This is a genomic window from Metabacillus sp. RB-C-LZQ-3-1 (assembly GCF_058315175.1).
Genome location: NZ_JBZFLI010000007.1, coordinates 107,427 through 127,829, shown reverse-complemented (window position 1 = coordinate 127,829; position 20,403 = coordinate 107,427). Strand labels below are relative to the sequence as shown.

General features: G+C 37.0%; 27 protein-coding genes. 1 reads left to right on the top strand and 26 read right to left on the bottom strand.

What is annotated here, in order from left to right; all coding sequences use genetic code 11:
- Window positions 1-201: 201 nt before the first annotated feature.
- The 9 genes from AC4GZ8_RS13345 to flaG all read right to left on the bottom strand — a co-directional run bounded on the left by AC4GZ8_RS13345 (window position 202) and on the right by flaG (window position 5,718).
- On the bottom strand, window positions 202-798 hold the full coding sequence (locus tag AC4GZ8_RS13345; protein WP_491082361.1) for a CBO0543 family protein: 597 nt from the start codon (window positions 796-798) through the stop codon (window positions 202-204).
- Between the two features lie 152 nt (window positions 799-950).
- Entirely contained in the window at window positions 951-1,844 is an 894-nt protein-coding gene (rbsK, locus tag AC4GZ8_RS13340) for a ribokinase (protein WP_491082360.1), read from the bottom strand.
- Between the two features lie 51 nt (window positions 1,845-1,895).
- Entirely contained in the window at window positions 1,896-2,450 is a 555-nt protein-coding gene (gene hpf / locus AC4GZ8_RS13335; protein WP_491082359.1) for a ribosome hibernation-promoting factor, HPF/YfiA family, read from the bottom strand.
- 222 nt (window positions 2,451-2,672) lie between these two features.
- Window positions 2,673-2,816 carry a hypothetical protein gene (locus AC4GZ8_RS13330; RefSeq protein ID WP_491082358.1) on the bottom strand — a complete coding sequence of 48 codons (144 nt, stop codon included), beginning with the start codon at window positions 2,814-2,816 and terminating at the stop codon, window positions 2,673-2,675.
- A 51-nt stretch (window positions 2,817-2,867) separates the two neighbouring features.
- A complete protein-coding gene (locus tag AC4GZ8_RS13325) occupies window positions 2,868-3,059 on the bottom strand; it encodes a DUF8042 domain-containing protein (protein ID WP_491082357.1) in 192 nt (63 codons plus the stop codon).
- 9 nt (window positions 3,060-3,068) lie between these two features.
- Window positions 3,069-3,422, bottom strand: coding sequence for a flagellar protein FliT (gene fliT / locus AC4GZ8_RS13320; RefSeq protein ID WP_491082356.1), 354 nt, complete (start codon window positions 3,420-3,422; stop codon window positions 3,069-3,071).
- Complete coding sequence (gene fliS, locus AC4GZ8_RS13315; RefSeq protein ID WP_491082355.1) at window positions 3,422-3,823, bottom strand: flagellar export chaperone FliS; 402 nt, start codon at window positions 3,821-3,823, stop codon at window positions 3,422-3,424. Before fliS ends, fliT begins: the two co-directional genes overlap by 1 nt.
- Window positions 3,824-3,840: 17 nt before the next feature.
- Window positions 3,841-5,367 (bottom strand): flagellar hook-associated protein 2, encoded by a 1,527-nt coding sequence (locus AC4GZ8_RS13310; protein ID WP_491082354.1) that lies wholly within the window; start codon window positions 5,365-5,367, stop codon window positions 3,841-3,843.
- 12 nt (window positions 5,368-5,379) lie between these two features.
- Window positions 5,380-5,718 (bottom strand): flagellar protein FlaG, encoded by a 339-nt coding sequence (flaG, locus tag AC4GZ8_RS13305; RefSeq protein WP_491082353.1) that lies wholly within the window; start codon window positions 5,716-5,718, stop codon window positions 5,380-5,382.
- A gap of 150 nt (window positions 5,719-5,868) precedes the next feature.
- Between flaG and AC4GZ8_RS13300 the strand changes: the two genes are divergently transcribed.
- The gene (locus tag AC4GZ8_RS13300; RefSeq protein ID WP_491082352.1) at window positions 5,869-6,741 is read left to right on the top strand and encodes a DNA endonuclease; all 873 of its coding nucleotides are present in this window, start codon (window positions 5,869-5,871) and stop codon (window positions 6,739-6,741) included.
- A gap of 462 nt (window positions 6,742-7,203) precedes the next feature.
- On the opposite strand, the gene AC4GZ8_RS13295 is transcribed toward AC4GZ8_RS13300, so the two are convergent.
- The 17 genes from AC4GZ8_RS13295 to degS all read right to left on the bottom strand — a co-directional run bounded on the left by AC4GZ8_RS13295 (window position 7,204) and on the right by degS (window position 20,395).
- Window positions 7,204-7,542: a flagellin gene (locus tag AC4GZ8_RS13295; protein WP_491082351.1), complete on the bottom strand. Its 339-nt coding sequence runs from the start codon at window positions 7,540-7,542 to the stop codon at window positions 7,204-7,206.
- Window positions 7,543-7,662: 120 nt separating this feature from the next.
- The gene (locus AC4GZ8_RS13290) at window positions 7,663-8,748 is read right to left on the bottom strand and encodes a flagellin N-terminal helical domain-containing protein (protein WP_491082350.1); all 1,086 of its coding nucleotides are present in this window, start codon (window positions 8,746-8,748) and stop codon (window positions 7,663-7,665) included.
- A 199-nt stretch (window positions 8,749-8,947) separates the two neighbouring features.
- Window positions 8,948-9,178 (bottom strand): carbon storage regulator CsrA, encoded by a 231-nt coding sequence (gene csrA / locus AC4GZ8_RS13285; protein WP_491082349.1) that lies wholly within the window; start codon window positions 9,176-9,178, stop codon window positions 8,948-8,950.
- An 11-nt stretch (window positions 9,179-9,189) separates the two neighbouring features.
- Window positions 9,190-9,627, bottom strand: coding sequence for a flagellar assembly protein FliW (gene fliW, locus AC4GZ8_RS13280; RefSeq protein WP_491082348.1), 438 nt, complete (start codon window positions 9,625-9,627; stop codon window positions 9,190-9,192).
- A gap of 19 nt (window positions 9,628-9,646) precedes the next feature.
- Window positions 9,647-10,216 carry a DUF6470 family protein gene (locus tag AC4GZ8_RS13275; RefSeq protein ID WP_491082347.1) on the bottom strand — a complete coding sequence of 190 codons (570 nt, stop codon included), beginning with the start codon at window positions 10,214-10,216 and terminating at the stop codon, window positions 9,647-9,649.
- A 40-nt stretch (window positions 10,217-10,256) separates the two neighbouring features.
- A complete protein-coding gene (flgL, locus tag AC4GZ8_RS13270) occupies window positions 10,257-11,147 on the bottom strand; it encodes a flagellar hook-associated protein FlgL (RefSeq protein WP_491082346.1) in 891 nt (296 codons plus the stop codon).
- A 20-nt stretch (window positions 11,148-11,167) separates the two neighbouring features.
- Window positions 11,168-12,754 (bottom strand): flagellar hook-associated protein FlgK, encoded by a 1,587-nt coding sequence (gene flgK, locus AC4GZ8_RS13265; RefSeq protein WP_491082345.1) that lies wholly within the window; start codon window positions 12,752-12,754, stop codon window positions 11,168-11,170.
- A gap of 18 nt (window positions 12,755-12,772) precedes the next feature.
- Entirely contained in the window at window positions 12,773-13,252 is a 480-nt protein-coding gene (locus AC4GZ8_RS13260) for a flagellar protein FlgN (protein ID WP_491082344.1), read from the bottom strand.
- Window positions 13,253-13,272: 20 nt separating this feature from the next.
- A complete protein-coding gene (gene flgM / locus AC4GZ8_RS13255) occupies window positions 13,273-13,536 on the bottom strand; it encodes a flagellar biosynthesis anti-sigma factor FlgM (protein ID WP_491082343.1) in 264 nt (87 codons plus the stop codon).
- A gap of 81 nt (window positions 13,537-13,617) precedes the next feature.
- Window positions 13,618-14,037 carry a TIGR03826 family flagellar region protein gene (locus AC4GZ8_RS13250; protein WP_491082342.1) on the bottom strand — a complete coding sequence of 140 codons (420 nt, stop codon included), beginning with the start codon at window positions 14,035-14,037 and terminating at the stop codon, window positions 13,618-13,620.
- A gap of 58 nt (window positions 14,038-14,095) precedes the next feature.
- Complete coding sequence (locus tag AC4GZ8_RS13245; RefSeq protein WP_491082341.1) at window positions 14,096-14,728, bottom strand: ComF family protein; 633 nt, start codon at window positions 14,726-14,728, stop codon at window positions 14,096-14,098.
- 74 nt (window positions 14,729-14,802) lie between these two features.
- Window positions 14,803-15,075: a late competence protein ComFB gene (gene comFB, locus AC4GZ8_RS13240; protein WP_491082340.1), complete on the bottom strand. Its 273-nt coding sequence runs from the start codon at window positions 15,073-15,075 to the stop codon at window positions 14,803-14,805.
- Window positions 15,076-15,151: 76 nt separating this feature from the next.
- Window positions 15,152-16,633 (bottom strand): ATP-dependent helicase ComFA, encoded by a 1,482-nt coding sequence (locus tag AC4GZ8_RS13235; RefSeq protein ID WP_491082339.1) that lies wholly within the window; start codon window positions 16,631-16,633, stop codon window positions 15,152-15,154.
- Entirely contained in the window at window positions 16,630-16,839 is a 210-nt protein-coding gene (locus AC4GZ8_RS13230) for a hypothetical protein (RefSeq protein ID WP_491082338.1), read from the bottom strand. Before AC4GZ8_RS13230 ends, AC4GZ8_RS13235 begins: the two co-directional genes overlap by 4 nt.
- Before the next feature lie 135 nt (window positions 16,840-16,974).
- Complete coding sequence (locus AC4GZ8_RS13225; protein WP_491082337.1) at window positions 16,975-17,817, bottom strand: DegV family protein; 843 nt, start codon at window positions 17,815-17,817, stop codon at window positions 16,975-16,977.
- A gap of 643 nt (window positions 17,818-18,460) precedes the next feature.
- On the bottom strand, window positions 18,461-19,147 hold the full coding sequence (locus AC4GZ8_RS13220; protein ID WP_491082336.1) for a response regulator: 687 nt from the start codon (window positions 19,145-19,147) through the stop codon (window positions 18,461-18,463).
- 81 nt (window positions 19,148-19,228) lie between these two features.
- Window positions 19,229-20,395, bottom strand: a complete 1,167-nt coding sequence (gene degS, locus AC4GZ8_RS13215; protein WP_491082335.1) for a two-component sensor histidine kinase DegS — start codon at window positions 20,393-20,395, stop codon at window positions 19,229-19,231.
- Window positions 20,396-20,403 lie beyond the last annotated feature (8 nt).

The window sequence follows — 20,403 nt, the reverse complement described above, 5'->3', positions numbered from 1 at the left end:
GATCATTTACTTTGTAACAAAACTTATTGTCTACCCTTTATTTTAGCACTATTTGAGATAAGGGACAACTGGACAGATGCTGGGATGGAAAATTGGCTTAGGGGGATAAATAGAAGTTGTTTTCTTTACTTATATATAACATTTGACGTTAAAAATCTTCTCAACGAAAAAAGCAATTTAAGAGTGCTTTTTACAGGTCTTCTAGTGGGATTCATTCACTTTAGCCTTAGAATTTAGATGCAGGAACACATTTGTGATCGCTCTTGATACTAGGACTACGACTATATATAACACAAAGATATAAAAATAATTAGCGCCATTTTTCAAATGAAAGAGGTGATGGGAAACAAGTATTGGCTTAAATATAAATGATAAAAACACGATTAATTCAAAATTGTAAAGATAAAAATTTTTCTTATTATTTAGTATCCATTGATACAATAAAATAAATAACACTGGTACTAAAGATGTGTCAATTCCAACATGGATAGGTAAAAAAGGAATTGCTTTATATGGATATTCAAAGAAGTTATATCTCGTACTTATTGCATCCGTGTAGGCCATCCAAACATGGATATTAAATCCATAGAAACCTAATAAAAATACTCTTTTTTTATCGATCAAAAAATACAGAACAATTAATGGAACTATGATAAAACTGGCATTTACCCAAAATTGCCAAGTGTCGAAAGCTGAATAATCAAACCAGTAATCGATCCAATCATTCGAGACCTTTTCTTGATTTTCTTTTATTTCCTTGAGCCGATCCAGTTGGTCTTGGGGAAGATTTATTTTCATTCATCCACCTCTTACATTGTTGGTCATTTTATTATAGGCAAATATAAGAAAATAAAATCCCCTCTTTTTCTTTCTACAAAAATATTTTCTATGGTTAAACAAAATAAGAGGTCAAGGGAGTGCCATGCAGATTCAATGGCATTGCTTGACCTCTAGGATTGAAGGAAAGTTTCAACGTCTTCCTTTGTTGGCATCCCAGCCTGTGCACCGAGCTTTGTGACAGAAAGGGCAGCAGCAGCGTTTGCAAACTGACTGGACTCCATCAATGATAATCCGTTACTAAGAGATACAGCTAATGCTCCATTAAATGTATCCCCTGCTCCAGTCGAGTCAATCGTCTCAACTTGATACCCACTGATAAGCTGTTCCTTTCCATCCTGAAAAAGCTGGATTCCTTTTGACCCTCTTGTAACAATACTCTTTCTTTTTAAGGCCTCGGTTTCTTCCTTGGATAGATTTGTACTAGCAAGAAGACTTTCTAATTCGTGTTCATTTGGTGTGACGTAGGTTGCCTGAAGGATTAAATTTTTCGGCAGCTTCTGCATTGGTGCTGGATTTAGAATGACCGGTACTTTATGTTTACGGGCTATCTCGGTTGCTAGAACAACGCTTTCTAATGGGATTTCTAATTGCAGTAAAAGGATATCAGCATTTGCAATCAGCTGTTCATGTTGTTGAACAATTGTTGGTGTAAGTTTATGATTGGCACCTGCTACAACAATAATGCTGTTGTCACCTTCTGACAACGTAATAGATGCGACACCTGTTGAAGTAGCTGAGATGGTTTGTATGTAGTCCGTATGAACACCTTGTTTTTGTAAATGCTGCTTTAATTCACTGCCAAATGCATCATCTCCAACACAGCCAAGTAAGGCAACATCCGCCCCCAGCTTCGCAGCAGCTACCGCTTGATTGGCACCTTTCCCACCCGGGACCGTGAAAAAGTTTTCACCTAGAACCGTTTCGCCTACCCTTGGAATCTGATTTGTCTGTGTCACAAGGTCCATGTTGACGCTGCCTACAACCACAACCTTTGGATTCTTCATTTAAGTATTCTCCCCTTAATATAAAACAGCGCCCTAAAGGCGCTGCTCATTTTATACATGTGGCTCAATTAAGCCATATTTTCCATCTTTACGTTTATAAACAACATTTGTTTTATTCGTTTTCGCATCTGTGTAAACGAAGAAATTATGTCCAAGCATGTCCATTTGAAGAATTGCTTCCTCACTGTCCATCGGCTTAAGATTAAATCGTTTTGTACGAACAACTTCTTCTGATTCTTCCACTTCTTCCTGTGGAATATCTTCAGGCTGATAATTACTAAACACAAACTTTGGAGCACCCTGCTCACGAAGCTTGCGGTTTACTTTTGTTTTATGCTTACGAATTTGACGCTCTAATTTATTGACAACAAGATCGATTGCCGCGTACATGTCTTGATGATTTTCCTCAGCACGTAGCACCAAATCTGTCATTGGAATTGTAACCTCAATTTTAGATTCCTGATCATTGTAATACTTTAAGTTAACATTGACATTTGCGTCAACGGACTCTTCAAAGTATCTCTCAAGCTTACCAATTTTCTTTTCTGCATATTCTCTTAATGCTGGAGTTATTTCAATGTTTTCCCCTCTGACGTTATATCTCATGATTGAACTCCTCCTTTTTGATAAAGCTATGTAGTATTATTTCTATACTTCCCTGCCTGTCTCCTGCATAAACTTGAAAAAAGTTTGTGAGATTTTGAAATAATTTGTAGAAGATTGTAAGTTTGGGTAAAGTTTGTGAAGGTGACTTTAAGGGTATGTAAATAGTTTATGTTGAGTGTTTAGAATAAATGAAAAAACTCGCCCTTAGGTTGGCGAGTTTTTTTAGTGGATGATATATGGTTTCAACTGCTTCTGCATAGACTCTTTCCATGCCAGGTAAGCAGGAAATAAATGATTTTTCACAAATTCTTGATTGGTATCTAAGGAAGTAAATATTGATGAGTCTTCATCTAAAGCTAAGATCACCTGGTCAAACTTCCCCATCTCCTCAACAAGCTCATGTTCATCTTGCAATAGTCAATAGAGTGTTTTATGGGTTGAGTCAACATGATAAAAGGCGGCTAAAATATCTTTAAAAATGCGGTCACCTTCAGTTAGCTCAAGATTTGTAAAGCTTTGAACAACATAGTCAAAGCCTTCCTCAATTGTATTTAAGAGATTGTTATAAAAATGAATCATCTCATAGTGGTCGCTTGTTAAGATTGCCATCATTTTCACCTATTTTCGTTTGTCGTAGAACATACCATCTGATGTAGAGATGTTTTGGTATGGGTTTACGTACTGTTGATTAGAAGTTTTTGTTTTCTTAAGCTGAATCATATCTTGTTGAATAAGCTGCTTTAATTCAGCCATCTTCTTTACGATCACTTCATTCCATTGAACAACTTGTTGAAAGAGTTCCTTTTCATTGATGGAAAATGGAGGGTGAATATCTGGCAAAAGAAGTTCTCTTTGTTCAATTAATGAATTTATTTTTTCTATTCGATCATCCCGTTGATCTTTACCGAATGACTGAGAGACTAACTGAAAAAGCTGTTCCGTCAAAGCATGAACCTTTTCTACTGCACTCACTACGCTTGTCCACCTTGTCGATGCTGTTGCTGACGGGTGATTTGAATAACCTGCTTCCATGTGTCACGAAACTCTACAACTAAGCCTTCCACTTCTTGCAAAATTGAAGGATCATTTTTAACATTTGCTTCAGTTAAACGGTGAATCATATATTCATACATGACCGCCATATTTTGCGAGATATCAAGATCCATATTTAACGTGATCATAAGCTCAGTGATAATTTTTTGTGCCTTTTGAATGTTTGTGTTCTTTTCTTCTATCTTTTTATGTTCAATCGCCAAGCTAGCTTGTTTGATAAATTTGATGCAGCCATTATAGAGCATTAACGTTACTTCACCTGGTGAGGCAGTTGTCACTGCATTTTGTTGGTAGGCTGCGTAAGGATTATTCATTGCCAAAGTAGACACTCCTTTTATTATGCGAATTGCTGCATGAGATAAGACATTTGTTCGTTTGAACGTTGGATCGCTTTTTCCATTGCTGTAAATTGGCGCCAGTAACGGTCTTCTATTTGGATTAGACGGTCTTGGAATCGATCGATTTGATCTTCAACTGAGTTGATATTTCTTCCTATCGTGAATTGGTTATTTACTTTTAAAGAGTTACCAGCTCTTTTTTCAATATTATCAATCGTGTTTTTTATCGTAGAACGTAATCTCTTAGCAATTCCAGTTGTTTCTTCAGTCGTTCCTTCTGCATTAAACAATTGATAGATAGCAGAAGGATTTTCTTGGATTTTTTCTCGTAATTTTGTTTCATCGATGATTAATTTCCCTTTATCTAAGTAATTAGAAGAGGTTTTAATCCCGATCTCCGCTAGTTGCTTAAACCCTTCAATAGTAGAAGCGTTTGTAACAGGAGAATAAAAATCCATTCTCATACTATTTAATCCGCTTGAAAGAATAGAGTCATTCTTTAACAATCCGCTTTTGGCTTTTTCTTCCCAAAGCTCGATTGTTTTGTCTTCCATTTCCTTCTTTTGCTCTTCAGTTAGAGGTTGGTAGTCACGATAGCGTTCTTCCGATATCTTCCCGTTAATTTTTTCAATCACTTCATTGTATTTATTAACAAATTGAACAATTGAATCAAGTATACTGTCTACATCTGTTGATGATGATACGGATACCGGTCCTGAATTTGTTACAGCTTTTGCTGTGTATTCAATTCCATTAATGGTGAATGTATTTGAGCTTTTTTTCATTTCATATCCGTTTACCTTAACGGTTGCGTCCTGTCCATTCTGATCAGCTACTAATGTTTTACCTGAGGTACCACCAAATGTAAAACCAAGGTTGCTCATAAATGTTTGGGTAGCAGCTTCAGACGTTGCATCTCGATCATCTAATGAAATTTCTGCTCCTGAACCTGTTTTGTTGTTCGTAAAAACAAGCGTTTCTTTAAATGTGCCATCAGCAGCTTTAATGTTTTCTTTCATTGCTGTTACACCTAGGCTTGAGGAGTTAATTTTACTGACAACCTGATCTAATGTATCCGTTGCTGATAATTTAATAGAAGCAAATCTATATTCAGTAGCACCTGGATCTTTGACTTTAAACTTTAATTCAATGTCCTGTGCTGTATATCCGCTAATATCTCCTGATGTTTTCCAGCTTGTTGAACTAGCTAAATTTAAAACATCAATTGTTGCTGACACATTTGTTTGTGCGTTAATGGCTTTTGCAGTAACCTTTGACTCATCTGAGCTTGTGACTGACTTTTTCAGAAAAGTTGCTTGTCTTCCTATACTATTTTGATTTACAAAGAGCATATCATCTAACTCTTTTAATAATTTATTCATTTCTCGATAATCATCACGCTGCCACTCTAATGTCTGCTTTTTTTGTGTAAGCTTATCTAGAGGCATACGTTCCGCTTTCATCAAGTCACTTACGATTGTATCAATATCCATTCCGCTGGCTAAGCCGCCAATTCGCATGGCCATTTCATCACCGCCTTAAATCTTTTTATCTACTATTAATCCGATGAACTCAGTCATCGCGGCATATACATCTAGTACTTTTTTAGAAGGAATCTCTCGAACAATTTCTTTTGTTTCATTATCTACAACTGTTACATAGTATTCATTTAGTTTTTCATGCAGCTTGAATTGAATATGTGTGCTTGAGGATTCGATAAAATCGTTGATTCCTTTAACCGCTTTTTCCAGCTGCTCTTTTGATGGTTGATCGAGCGGTAATTGTGTTTGTTGTTCATTATCTAATTTTCTATCGATGTCTTGAGTCATATTTATTCTTGGAAGTGCAGTCTGTGATGTGATGTTTTCAACAGGCATTGTCAACACTCCTATATTTTGTTGTCTATTGTTTTTATCGGACAATTTCAGAAAATGTTAATACTGGTCTATTGGATATTTTACGTAAACTTATCCTAAATGTAACAAAAAGAAAACAAATGTTCGGTATTGTTAAAATGAGGTGATTCTATGGACAATATTAAAACTATTAGTGTTGATAAAAGAAGTATGCTTTTAGCAAGTATTATTGGTGATGGAGAAATAACGAAGATTTATCATGGATCAAGAAGAAAAAATAATAGTTATAGAGAGCATTTTAGTATGAATCAGTTAGAATATCGAATCTGGAAAACAAAGCAATTACGAGAATATTTCTATTTAACCCAACAGAGTAGTTGCTTGAGGTCGAAATCTTTACCACTGTTCACTTCACTATTCCCCTTCTTTTATGATGAAACTGGAGAAAAACATATTCCTATAGACTTATTGAAGTATTGTACTTCATTTTATTTTTTGCTTGTTTTATACCTCGACGATGGATCATTAATCTTAAGTAAACGAATTAATCATAGGTCCAAGAAGATCTATCTTATGCCTGCAATTTCCTTTTATCTTCAATGTTACAAAAAGAATGAATTAGAACTCCTTGGTCATTTTATTTCAGAGCAATTCAAGTATGAGCTTAAACTTAATAAACGCAATGATGGCAACGGGTATATTTTAAAAATGACAAAAACAAAAGATGTATATCGCTTTTTAAATGAAGTTAAATCAACAATAAGTAATTGCGAAAGTATGCGCTATAAATTTGATTGGGAATATCGATTTAATGTAGAAAAGGAAAAATTGCAATTAGATTATCCTAGTTATTCTGTTATTGAAACTGACTCCTCAAGATTTTCAAACTACACAGAAAAGGAAGTAATGGATATAATCAGGTTGAAATTAGAAGGTCAAACAGACCAAGCTATAGCTTATTACCTAAATCGAACTTATTGGTCTGTGGTTTATAAGATAAAAGATTTGCGAAAGAAGGGTTGCTTTCTCGACAATAACTCTTGATTTAAAACACTAGATTATGTAATTAGCACATATAATCTAAATAAAAAATAGGACTCTAGAAAAACTAGAGTCCCATTTATATAAATTAAAAATTAACGAAGAAGTTGAAGAACTCCTTGTGGTTGTTGGTTCGCTTGCTTTGCGACTGTATCTTTCGATTACAGAATAGACTATATCTTCACCCTAAATTTAGGGGCTGGGCACTTCGAATGGCTTTTGCCACCCTACGAATCTCATTGTCATAGTATTTCACCTTAGACAGTGCATTCTAGTCGTTGAACCTTCTCCAGAGTTTCCTCACAGGAACTTGGCTGCTGATTATCCATTGTTTCATCTGCATCATTTTCACACCTTCACGCCTACCGTTTCCAGTTACGTTGTGGTTGATGAAGCTTTAGGAAGTTCCAGCAATTCACCCAGTTATACTCTAGCTCGTTACCAAGCTAGACGCCCTTCAAATCATTATCTCAAGAGTTGTAAAACTCCTTGAGGCATTTGATTTGATTGAGCCAACATTGCTTGTGCTGCTTGAGAAAGAATAGAATTCTTTGTTTGTTCCATCATTTCTTTCGCCATCGTGCGAACATTTGCTTTCACAAATGACCAGACTATATCTTCACCCTCTAGCATTCTAGTAGGGGTCGGGCACTTCGGATTCACAATGCTGATGGACATTGTTTCACCTATGGATTTCATCACCTTGAGCTTAGCCTTTAGGTGGTCTATCCTAGTCGTTGAACCTTCTCCACTCTTTCGAGACAGGAGCTTGGCTGCTGATTGCCCAATCTTTTCTTTTTTCAAACATTCACGCTTGTCGTTGCCAACTACGTTTTAGTAAGAAAAGCTCTAAGGGGTTTCCAGCAATTCACCCGATTATGATCTCTAGCCGTTACCAGCTAGGACGACTGTGCTTGTCACTGCTTATGCAGCTAAAGCATAATCTACGTCACGGATACGAGATTCCGCAGCTGTTAGGTTTTCAGAAGATGTACCTAGGTTGTTAATAGTATGTTCTAAGCGATTTTGGAATGCACCTAGTTTAGAGCGTTCTGCAGAAACGTTTTTTATTGCATCATCAATCGTTGAAATAGCAGAAGAGGCACCACTCTGTGTAGATACATCTACATTGTCAATATGCAAATCAGCTGTCTTCATTGAACTGATACCAACATTAATAGTCTGGTTTGAGTTAGAACCAATCTGGAAAGTCAAAGCATCTGATGGGGTACCTGTAGTGTTAGCATCTTTTCTAGTAACAAGAGTGAAGGAATCCCCTACTTTGATTTTAGTAGAATCTACATCTACATCAATACCACCACCAACAGTAATTGTGTCTGCAGCAGCACCACTTGCAGTGAAAGTAGCTTCTGCAGATTCAACGCCTGTTGATTCTGGAGTTATGGTGTAAGAATAAGTATCTGTACTAGCATCATACTTGGTAACCTTAACTGTAAATGTATCATCTGCTGTTACAACTGCAGCAGTAGTTGCATCACTATCAGGAGCAGTAGCTGTATTAATCGCAACAGTGAAATCACCTGTTTTACTTGTTACAGTTGCACTTTCTGCTTTAAAAGAATAATCGTCCAAATCACCATTTAATAGTTTTTTTGTATTGAACTCAGTGTTATTTGCTATTCTGTCAACCTCGTCTTTTAACTGTTGAACTTCCTTTTGAAGCTCTGCTCGGTCATCAGCAGTGTTGGTGTCATTCGTAGATTGAACAGCTAATTCGCGCATACGTTGAAGGATGCTGTGTGTTTCATTTAACGCACCTTCAGCTGTTTGAATTAAAGAAATACCATCTTGAGCATTTTTAGAAGCCATATCTAATCCGCGGATTTGCCCACGCATTTTTTCAGAGATCGCTAGACCTGCAGCATCATCACCAGCACGGTTAATACGAAGACCTGAAGATAATTTCTCCATAGATTTAGATTGTGCACCTGATGCACTGTTCAACTGACGATACGTGTTAAGTGCAGCAATATTATGATTAATTCTCATCTTAAAAATTCCTCCTTGAATTTTGCTTCATTCACATCCTTGTGAATGAAAGTTTATATTTTAGAAAGAAGCACTTCTTGTCGGCCGCCATTCAGTACTTCTCCCCTACACTATTATTATCGTCAGTGGTTAAAATTGTTTAATAGTTTTTATAAAATTATTCTCTATTTTCACCAACAAAAAAACCCCTAGCCTGATACTAGAGGTTTAAACGGTTTATTTTTAATTGATCAAGGACATTATTACTTACGGAAGCAGCTTCATTATTTGATTCTTGTATACTTAAGTAAATTTCCTTACGATGTATTTCAATATCTTTTGGAGCATTAATACCCAGTTTTATTTGATCACCTTGGACAGATAGAATCGTTACCTCGATATGATCCCCTATTTGAATGGTTTCACCGGTTTTTCTTGTTAAGACTAGCATGCTTCCACCTCCTATTTTTGGGCAGCTTTTTGTAAGATTTTATGTTTGGTTGTGTATGGCGTTTCATTTAAAATTACTTGTTTTGCTAGCTTTGATTTATGATTTACAATAATAGGCGCTTTAAGATTAGCGGTTGTTTCTGAAAAAGGTGCTTTTACCGATAAAATCGTAAATAGTTGAATATCTTCTTCATTGTTTATTTTAAGTACTTCTTTGTCTTGTTTTGGTAGATCAAATTCATATTCTTTAAAGAAGTAGAAAGGATTTGTTACAACAAAACCCAATTCAGAGGTTTGTTTAGACTGCATGATATAAAAAGGTGATTCGGCATCCATCGGTAAGAAAATAAATTCTTTTTCATCGACAAACCCTGGTATCCCATGTTCAAAATGAATAAAATCAGTCTCTTCCACATTAAGTATCCCATGATATTTCGTATTAATTTCCATAGTCACCATCCTATTCCTATTATGCCTTAATATCTATTATTTCAAAATCAATCTTTAATTCATTTCTTCTTTGAAGAGCGATATCGACTTTTCCTGGTTCGTAATCATAGATCGGCTTATTTACATGAACATCAATTTTTGCCTTGTTTGGTTGTATTTCAACATCTACTTTTGCCGGTTCATACTGAATTTTCACACTACCAGCAGAAGGAATAAATCCCAATCCAAATTCTTTCATAGGCTTCTGACTATTTTGTTTGGCTTGATTTGTAATAGGATTCCCGCCATTTTCTATTTTCATTAATTCATCACCCTGTTGGGCTCTCCTTGCTATGCCTTTTAGCCAATCTTGGTAGCCATTTTGAGCAAATTCCTCGGTTCTCCGAAAGATCGATTTTAAATCAATATCTGCACGTGCTTGAGATTGGTCAATCGTTAGTTTTGATGGAGTTGTCTTAATCGTAAGATCTGCTTTAGGTTGCTCAATTGATAGGTCAGCCATTGGTTGTTGGATATGATTAACTGCATGATTTGTTTTTATTCCGATTTGAGCACTAGTACTCTCAAGTCTAATTTGAGGTATTTTCATGAAATCACTCCTAGTAAAAAAGCTATCTCATAAGGATAGCTTATCTTAAAAAGTCTATTAACGTTGGCTGAATAATTCTTGATCCAACTGCAAGTGAAGCACGGTGGATACTTTCTTGGATGGTAAGGTCTGTTATCACTTTTTCGATATCCGCATCCTCATTATCCGATAAAATTCTGTTCGCGATTACTTCCTGATCAGCCAGACGTGAATCGACTAATTCAAGTCGATTATATCGAGCACCAATATCCGCTCGTTCACTTAACATTTTATCGATGTGTGAATCCAGCTGTTTAAGAATGTCGTCCCCATTTTCTAAACTACCGGATCCATCGGACAAACCATCCTCAAGTTGCTGAAGTGTGTTAAATAATTCAGATCCAAACACATTTTCAGGATTAATATTTACCTTTAGTTGAACACCTTTTGAAACCTCTACTTCAAACGGTGTCGTTACCATTTTTGAAAAATCTAAATTACCATTTGTATCGGTTATAATAGGAGGATTCTTTGTTTGGGTACCATTAAATATATAGCGGCCCGCAACCTGAGTATTTGCAACGCCTAGAAGATCCTCTTTCAGTTGTTTAATCTCTACACCTATGGCTTTTAAATCCTCAGGACTATTGGAACCATTTTGCCCTTGAATAGTTAGCTCACGAATACGTTGCATTACCTGTGTTGCCTGTTCAATTCCTGCCTCAGAATTTTCCATCCAAGTATATGCCTCAGAAAGATTTCTTTTATATTGTTCAACTTCCGTTAAGTTGGTACGATAGAACATTCCTTTTATCGCAACTACCGGATCATCAGAAGGACGGTTAATTTTTTTCCCTGTAGCAAGCTGATCTTGATACTTTCCCATATTTGCATAACTTTTGCTTAAATTTTTAAGAGAATTACTTGCTAGCATACTTTGGGTAACACGCATTTTCGTCACCTACCAATTTATTAAATTCCCATTCTATTTATAATCGTGTCTAATATTTCATCTTGTAATGTAATCATTCTCGCTGATGCATTGTACGCATGCTGGAATTGAATCATATTTGTCATTTCTTCGTCTAGTGAAACGGCACTTACAGATTGTCTTCTTTGGTCTACAGAGTCTCTTAACACAGAACTGTTTGACGTAAGCCTTTCTGCTTCCTGTGCATTTACAGCCATTCCTCCGATTAATCCTTCATAGTAGTTTTGTAATGTAGTAAAGTTATGGCCAATTAAAAATGTTTGGTTCTTCACTTCCGCTAACTTTATGGCATTGTCCCCATTACCAATATAAACTATTTGTCCATCATTTGAGAAAGCAGCCGCAATATTGTCAGTTGATTGATTAATCGCCAAAGAAACCTGCATCGAGCTTGCTGCTCCTTTGATGTTATCACGATCTAATAAAATATCATTTCCATCAGCATCTTCACCGAACGAGAAGAAATTAATTTCAGTGTGTTGCACTGGTTCATTATCTGACCCGAAGTCTGATAAACTCCACCCAGCCCTGTGCACTTCGTTAAATTGTGCTGAAAAGCTATAGGCCATCGTATCAAGCTTTGCCAGCATTTCAGGATATAATCCTTCCTCAACAAATTGACCATCGGATTCATAGGTATAGCCATATGAATCAATTAAGCTGCTAATTTTTCCGACACTATTAAAGTTCCGAACTCCTATGTCAGAAGAACCAATGCTTACTGTTTCAACTAAACCATTTGATTGATTATATTTAACAGATAACTCGTTCACTCTTTGCTGTTTCCCATGAACTAACGTACCTAGTGAATTTCCTTTATCATCAACAATTTCTACTGTAACAGCACCTTCAGCAATATCTAGTGAATCACCACCAGATTTTTGGTAAGTGACCTTTATATTGGCTAATGATGAAAGCTTATCTAATAAAACATCACGCTCGTCATAAAGGTTATTCGGCAGATATCCGTTTGGCTCTATACTAGCTATTTGTTTATTAATACTATTTAGTTGATTCGCAATGGAGTTGATTTCTTTTATAGATACATCTAACTCATTTTTTAGGTCCCCTTGAACTGAACCTAAAGAAGATGATAAATAATTAAACGTCTCAGCAACCGCAATCCCACGTTCTTTCACAACAGAACGCGCTCCAGCATTTGTTGGATCTAACGCTAAGTCCTGTAATGATTGCCAAAACTGATCAATCGTTTTTGAAAGCCCAGTATCAGACGGCTCATTCATAATTTCTTCCATTTTTTCAAGTGCATTCGCTCTAGATTCCCAGTAGCCTAGTTTATTATTTTCTGAACGATACTGAATATCTAGGAAGCTTTCACGTACACGCTGAACATTTCCAGCTTCAACCCCTGTTCCAATTTGCCCTGGAATTTGCGGACGATTCAACCCAAGTGACGGATAGGATTCTGTAGCCTGAAAGTTCACACGTTGACGTGAGTATCCTGGTGTATTGGCATTTGCAATATTATTCCCTGTCGTATGAAGAGCACTTTGTTGAGTAAACATTCCTCGTCTTGCGGTTTCTAATCCCATAAATGTTGAACGCATGATTTTCCCTCCTAACTTTTAAGCTTTTGAGTCAAAAATTGATCGACGTTGTTTCTCTGGCGTTTTATTTGCCGGTTTATTATAGTTAATCTCAGTTTCTTGTGGCATTAACATATCAAGTGTCATAGCATTCAATTGCAATGCTTGTTTTGTTAATTCTTTATTCAGGCTGTTGCTCGCTTTAAGTTTATCCATAATCTCAGTAAATTCTTTTAAAATGACTTTCAGCTTTTCACTATCCGTGCCAGTGGCCTTTTCAATACAAGCTGAAAGAGTAACTTCTTCATTACTGCCTAAGTATTCTTTTGTTAGAATAACCCGTTCCTCTTCTAGTTGCTTTATCGCTTGTAAATACATTGTCTCTTTTTTAATAAGTGCTTTTAAATCTTCTACTTGGTCATTTTTCAATATCTCTGTCTTTTGAAGGGTTACTTCAAGTAAATGTTGATGAAGCTTTAATAGCTTTTCTAGCGATTGTATTAATTTCCCGGCTGACATCCATAACCCTCCTTCATTCATTATTTTCGATAAAAGTTAAGCAAGCCTTTCGCAATTTCCTTTGGTTCAATCGTATAATTCCCGCTCTCAAGCTGAGTTTTAATTGCTTGGACCTTCTCTTGTCTAGCTTTAACCAATTCATTTGATTGCTGTAAATCGATTGCTTTTGAAGAGATTTCAACTTTATCTGCTTTGGATTGCGCTTTAGGTGTTGCTGCTGCGTTTTTTTCTAGATTTTTTTTGTATGGATTAACACCCATTGAACCTATATTATTAATTTTCATGAATACCCCTCACTTTCATAGAGTACGTTCGTTGTCGTTATGTTTAATATCGGCATTTATCTAAAAACATTAAGCTTTTCGTTACTTTTTAGGACTTTGAGAATAGAAGGTCGTTTCTCTAGTTGATTGTTTGTTTCGTTCACTAATCATTTTTTCTTGTTCTAATTGATTAATTTGCTTATGGATATTACTTTTGCAATCTGCACATAAACGATCTTCTCGAATTGTTTTCCCACATTTTTCACAAGGATATCCTAGATTCGGAAAATTTGAAAGCATGATTCGACCTTGACGGATAAACTTAAGAATCAAATCTTTTGACACTCCGGTTGTTTCCACTACAACATCTAGCTCTGCCATACGATTCTCTCGTTTTCTTAAAAATTTATATACCGTCTCATAATCCTGTTCTTCTTCTTTAAAACATTTATCACATACAGTTCGAAACTGCGTCTCCACATACAACGCATTACACTTCGGACAATTCGCTAATTCACCCATCGTATATTCTCCTATCGATTTGTTATCTACTTATTATATCGGCTAGGATTTTCACTTTTTAACTTCTAATTAATGTCAAAGAAGAAACCGATGCTGCTCCATTTTCTTTTAGACGTTTTGCCGCGTGTCTCAGCGTGGTCCCTGTTGTATAAATGTCATCGATTAATAAGAGATTTTTTTCTTCTATTATACTATGGTCAGTGATCGAAAACACATTTGATGAGGAGAGTCGTTCTTGTCGGGATTTTTTTGATTGTTTTTCATGATGGGTTCGTTGAAGGATTTCTAGCTGCGGGAGGGGGAGAAGGTTTGCTAAAAGCTTTGCTTGGTTAAAGCCCCGTTCGTAGAGTCTTTCTGGACTTAATGGTATGGGAATGGCTGCATCGATTGTTTTCATGTGGAAGTTCGCTTTGAAACTTGTTTGAAAATCTTTTTGAAAGACAGCTGCTAGTGCTGCATCACCGCGGAATTTATATGTGGAGAGAACATCCTTCATAGCGTCGTTGTATTCGTAGACAGAGACATTTCGTTGCAGAATTCCTTTCCAATTGGGGTCATTTTCCCACGATTGACAGTCTGGGCAAAGATCTTGGTTACTTTGGGGTCTAAAACAGCTCGGACAAACAGGATCGTTAATTTTCACGAGAGATTGATAGCATGAGGAACAGGTTGTTGTTTCTGTAGACAGCAAAAAGCTTTTCCATGTAATTTGAAGTGATAGTTGTTCCTTACAAATTAAGCAGTACGTAATCGAAATCTACTCCTTTATTGGTAATTATCACAAAGCGGGTTGTCAGACACAATTTTTGCGCATTCAGCTAATATGACTAATAGAGATGTCATTTCCTGTTTATCAATAAACTGAGCTTTGACATACATCACTTTCTCCATATTTGTTACGTATCGAGGAGTGATTTTGTTCAGGCTCAATGCAAGAATATCGTCTAAGCATGTACTGCATGTACACTTTAATTGTAAACGATGTTTGTATTCCTCCAATAATTCCTTCATCATTTGTTCCATCGCATTTATTAGCATCTATCTCGCTCTCCTCAATCATCCAGTTACGATTATTATGCCATATAGAGGAGTTTTCTGAAAGTATCTACTATTTTCAAAAATACCCACCTTGTTTTGCTTCCTCGTTCATTTTCATAATATGTTTTCTTGCATCCACCATCGCTTGTGATTTGCCATAGTGAAAGAAAGTAACATGTCCACTAGGATATTTTGCACTTCTCCCAACTCTACCTGAGATTTGCACAAGAGCACTTTCTGTAAAAATATCATCCTCACTGCCTAACACTGCTACATCACTATTCGGAATGGTTACCCCTCTTTCTAGAATGGTGGAAGTGACGATCACGATCATTTCTCCGCTTCGGAATCTTTTTACCTTTTCGCGTCGGTTAGGGTCTTCTGCATGGACTCCCTCTATTCTTTCATCAAGTTTCCTGCAAAGCTTAACAACTTCGTCGATAATCGAGACTGAAGGGACAAAAAGAAATGCTTGCTTATTACCTTCAATTCTCGTTTTTAGCCAATTAATTACTTTTGGAGGTAATCTCCCTTTTTCAAGCTGTTTTTTCCAATTGCCAACCCAAACATACTCAGGAACAGGCAGTGGATGTCCATGATACCGGGCTGGTATTCGGACTGCTTGTCGTTTATTTTGCTGAACTTCCTGCTTCCATTTTTTATTCGGAGTTGCAGTTAGATAGATAAGGGAGCTTTTTTCTTTACGGGATTTTTGCACAGCGAATTGGAGAGAGAAATCGGCTGAATATGGAAAGGCATCAACTTCATCAACAATGATGCAATCAAACGTTTGTTTAAATCGTAAAAGCTGGTGTGTTGTTGAAATGGTGAGGGATGAAAAGGTATGCCGGTCTTCACTGCCGCCATATAACGCAGAAATAGATGTTGAAGGAAAGACCTTTTGGAGGCGTGGTGCTAATTCGAGGACAACATCTGTACGAGGAGTTGCAATACAAATTCGTTTGTGATCAGAGAGTGCCTGTTCGATTCCTTTGAATAGCACCTCGGTCTTCCCTGCACCACAAACTGCCCAAACTAGTAACTCGCTGTCCGTTTTTACAGCTCTAACAACACGATCTGATGCAAGAGCTTGTCCTTTGGATAACTGCCCCTCCCATGATAGGACAGAGGGTGAGGATTCCTGGACAGTTGGACCGCTCCAGCTATAAAGTGGTGTACATTCACTCACGCGGCCCATCATGATACAGTTTCGGCAGTAGTGGCAGTTTGGTTCCCCACATTTTGAGCATGCGAAAGATGCAAAGAAAGAAGGATTGTAATTTCCACAGCGATTACATGTTAAGCTCTTTTGTTTCTTAACAATCCCAGCATTTAGTTTGACATAGCCTTGCTCATAGTGAGCCTGGACTATATCCATTTGGAAAGGGATCTCTGTTAGGAGTAACTCTTTTCCTGCTAAATGCTTTTGAAGGTCAGTTGAAAATGGAAAATGTGGTTGAGTGGTCACCTCAGGTATTTGATGATAGCTTGAGATTGGCAGGCCTTCTTTACTGGAGAATATCGGGGTCAATATATTATTTATCAGATTAAATCTCATGAGTCACCTAAATGATTTTGGCAAATTTTTCGATAACGCTTTTCTACACTGATAGGTGTACGTGATAATTGTTCAGCTATATGTCTAAATTTCATTCCACTATTTCGTAATTCTAATAGCTTTCGGTCTTCAAGGGTTGTCCAATGACGATACGTTCGTTTTTTTTCCTCATTTGCTTGCATGGTTTGGTTTGAAGTATTAGCCAATGTTTCAAAAGCCTCCTTGCATTTCTATACAATTTCTATACATAGTATGAGGGAATATTAACCATATGTCTATGAATGTTAACGAATATAAGAAGATAGTACCATGAATGAATGGTACTATCTTCTCATAAAAACTTATTTTTTATACCATCCAATCCCCATTGCACCTTCACCAAGATGCGTTCCGATAACAGGTCCGAAATAACTGACCATACATTCAATATGGTTATACTTCTTAGAAAGTTCCTGTTGCAGCTTTTCCGCTTCTTCTTGGCGATTTGCATGAATCACGACAACACGCATTGGTTCATTTTTCTTTGCTACATCATCAAGAAGCTCTAACACTCGATTTAATGCTTTTTTACGGGTACGTACCTTCTCAAAGGGAACGATCACTTTTTCTTCAAAATGAAGAATCGGCTTTACCTGCAGCAAGCTGCCGATTAAAGCCTGAGCTCCGCTTAATCGTCCGCCTTTTTGAAGGTTGCTTAAATCATCTACCATAAAATAAGCATCAATTGTTTTTTTCATTTCATCCAAGCGCGCCAAAATATCTTTAGGATCTTTGCCTTCACGGGCCATTTCCGCTGCTTCAAGCGCATAGAAGCCTTGTACCATACAGCTAATTTCGGAGTCATATGCATAAACCTCGATGTTTTCTACCATTTCACCCGCTGACGCCGCTCCGTTGTATGTTCCACTAATTCCGCTTGAGAGGTGAATCGAAATAACCGCGTCATATTCTTTTGAAAGACTTTCAAATAATTCAACAAACTTCCCTACCGGGGGCTGTGATGTTGTTGGAAGCTCTTGTTGTCCTCGCATTTTTTCAAAAAACTGCTCTGAGGTGATTTCCACTTCCTCCTGATATGTTTCATTCCCAAAGTTCACACTTAAAGGAATCATATGAATGTCGTATTCTTTGCGAATCGATTCCGTTATATATGCTGTACTATCTGTAACAATAGCCGTTTTCATGTTTTTATTCCTTCCTTGTCCATTATCATATTCTACCTCTCATTTTAACGGAATATGTGTGGAATTTCACTATTCGTTTAGTATATGGGTTAAGTTCGGATAATTATGAATTTAAAACAAAATTAGAGGAGTTTTGATTTGCTTAGAGCAAATGAATAGAAAGAGCTTTTTCCTTTTTAAATTGGTTTATATGGTTTGTACCTATGGTGGCTGGAGCTAGACATGAAAACTTAGTAAAGGGATTTGGTCTTCATTAGAACGATGAGGACTTTTTCTCGGGTTTTTATATAGAGATCTGGTCTTCATGACGGCGATGAGGACTTTTTCTCGGGTTTTTATATTGAGTTTTGGTCTTCATAACGGCGATGAGGACTTTTTCTCGGGTTTTATTTTGAGTTTTGGTCTTCATAACGGCGATGAGGATATTTTCTCGGGTTTTTATTTTGAGTTTTGGTCTTCATAACGGCGATGAAGACATTTTCTCGGGTTTTTATATAGAGATTTGGTCTTCATAACGACGATGAGGACTTTTTCTCGAGTAAGGGTTTTAGTCTTCAAGAAAAGCTCGAGGAGCAATATCTTTAAAAGAGGAGTCTAGTTATACAAAAAAGCCAGAACCTAAAAAGGTCCTGACTCTTCATCCTTATTTCACTTCAACCCAACCATTTTTAATCGCAACAACAACTGCTTGTGTACGATCATTTACATTCATTTTTTGAAGAATGTTACTTACATGGTTTTTGACTGTCTTTTCACTAATAAATAAAGCTTCTCCTATGCCGCGGTTGCTTTTTCCGTCTGCCAGCATTTGAAGAACCTCGCATTCGCGACGTGTTAAGATATGTAGTGGTCGACGAATTTCTGGCTGTAATGGCTGCATCGATGCAGCTTGTCCATTTGATGCGGCAAGTCGTCTAAATTCATTGACTAAATTATGTGTTACCTTTGGATGCAAGTATGATCCACCATCTGCGACAACCTTGACGGCTTCAATTAATGTATCAGCATCCATTTCTTTCAATAGGTAGCCTCTTGCACCAGTTTTTAACGCATGTGTCACATAGTTTTCATCATCATGTATGGATAAAATAATGACTTTTGTGTCTTCGTTGGCTTCAATCAATTGCTTCGTGGCTTCAACACCATTTACTTTCGGCATATTAATGTCCATGATTACAACATCTGGTTTGTGTGCATCAACAAGTGCTAATGCGTCCTCTCCGTCATCACCTTCTGCAATTACCTCAAAGCTTGGCTCGAAATCTAAAATGCGTTTTACACCTTCACGAAATAATTGATGATCATCTATAATTACAATTTTCGTCTTCATGCTTACGCCTCCCCATTATCTCTTCTAGTCTAGTTCCCAGTACATTCCTACGTCAATATGCCTATAGTCATGCCACTCGGATTAATTCCCATTAAAAGGTACTTGGAACATGATAAAAGTCCCTAAATCAAGTTTGGAGTCAATTGTCATTTTTCCTCCTAATAGATCAATCCGTTCCTTCATGCCAATAAGCCCAAATGATTTCTTATCTTTATTTCCCATAGCTTCTTTAATATTAAACCCTTTTCCATTATCTTTTATGACCATGGTAATATTCTTACAGGTGACTTCAACTTTAATGGATATTTCTGTTGCTTCTGCATGCTTTAACGCATTTGTAACAGCCTCCTGCGCAAGCCGGAATAGAGCCACTTCAAAACGAGGCGGGAGTCGCTTATCTCCCATTTCACCTATGCTCTGGAAATCAATCTTAATTTTGCCATTATATTCTTCGATGGTATCCATATATTTTCTGAGGGTCGGGATGAGTCCTAAGTCATCTAACGCCATTGGCCTTAGGTCATAAATAATTCTCCTTACCTCATACAGGGCGTTTCTAACATTTACTTTTAGACTCTTTATTTCCTTAAAGCCTTCCTTAGTCCCACGCTCACGGAAAATCCGTTCAATAAGTTCTGAACGCATCATTACATTTGCAAGCATTTGTGCAGGTCCATCATGAATCTCTCTTGAAACACGCTTTCGTTCTTCCTCCTGTGCTTCAATAATTCGCAAGCCAAAATCCTGCTTTTGCTGTGCATCCTCTAAAAGCATCCCCACCTGGCGTAAATCACTATTTAAATAATTCAGCACAACTGAAATTTGTCTAACAAGACCCTCAGATCTTTCAATGATTTCCTGAAGGCCTAAAAGACGTCTTTCCAAATCATCGCGACGATCACGAAGCTGCTTCTCATGGTGCTGAAGCATCGAGTGTTCAACCTGAAGCCCATGCGCCTTTTCATAGGCCTCCCTAATTTCGTCCTCAGAGAATTCCTTGAAATTTTTACTCACCTGTGAGAGACGATTACGAGCAAGCCGGGTTTGGGCTTCAAGCTTGTCTCCTTCTTCAATGACCCTGCTCACCTGAATTTTTATTTCTTTTAGCTCTTCAACCAATGATTCGTATTGCTGCCTGGACTGCTCACCAATTTTAAAAATTTCATCCTTGCTCCCTGCAACGGTTCCAATCATCTTATCTAATACTGCATCAAGCATTTTGCTATCTATTTTTTTATGGGAGTTCATATGTATCC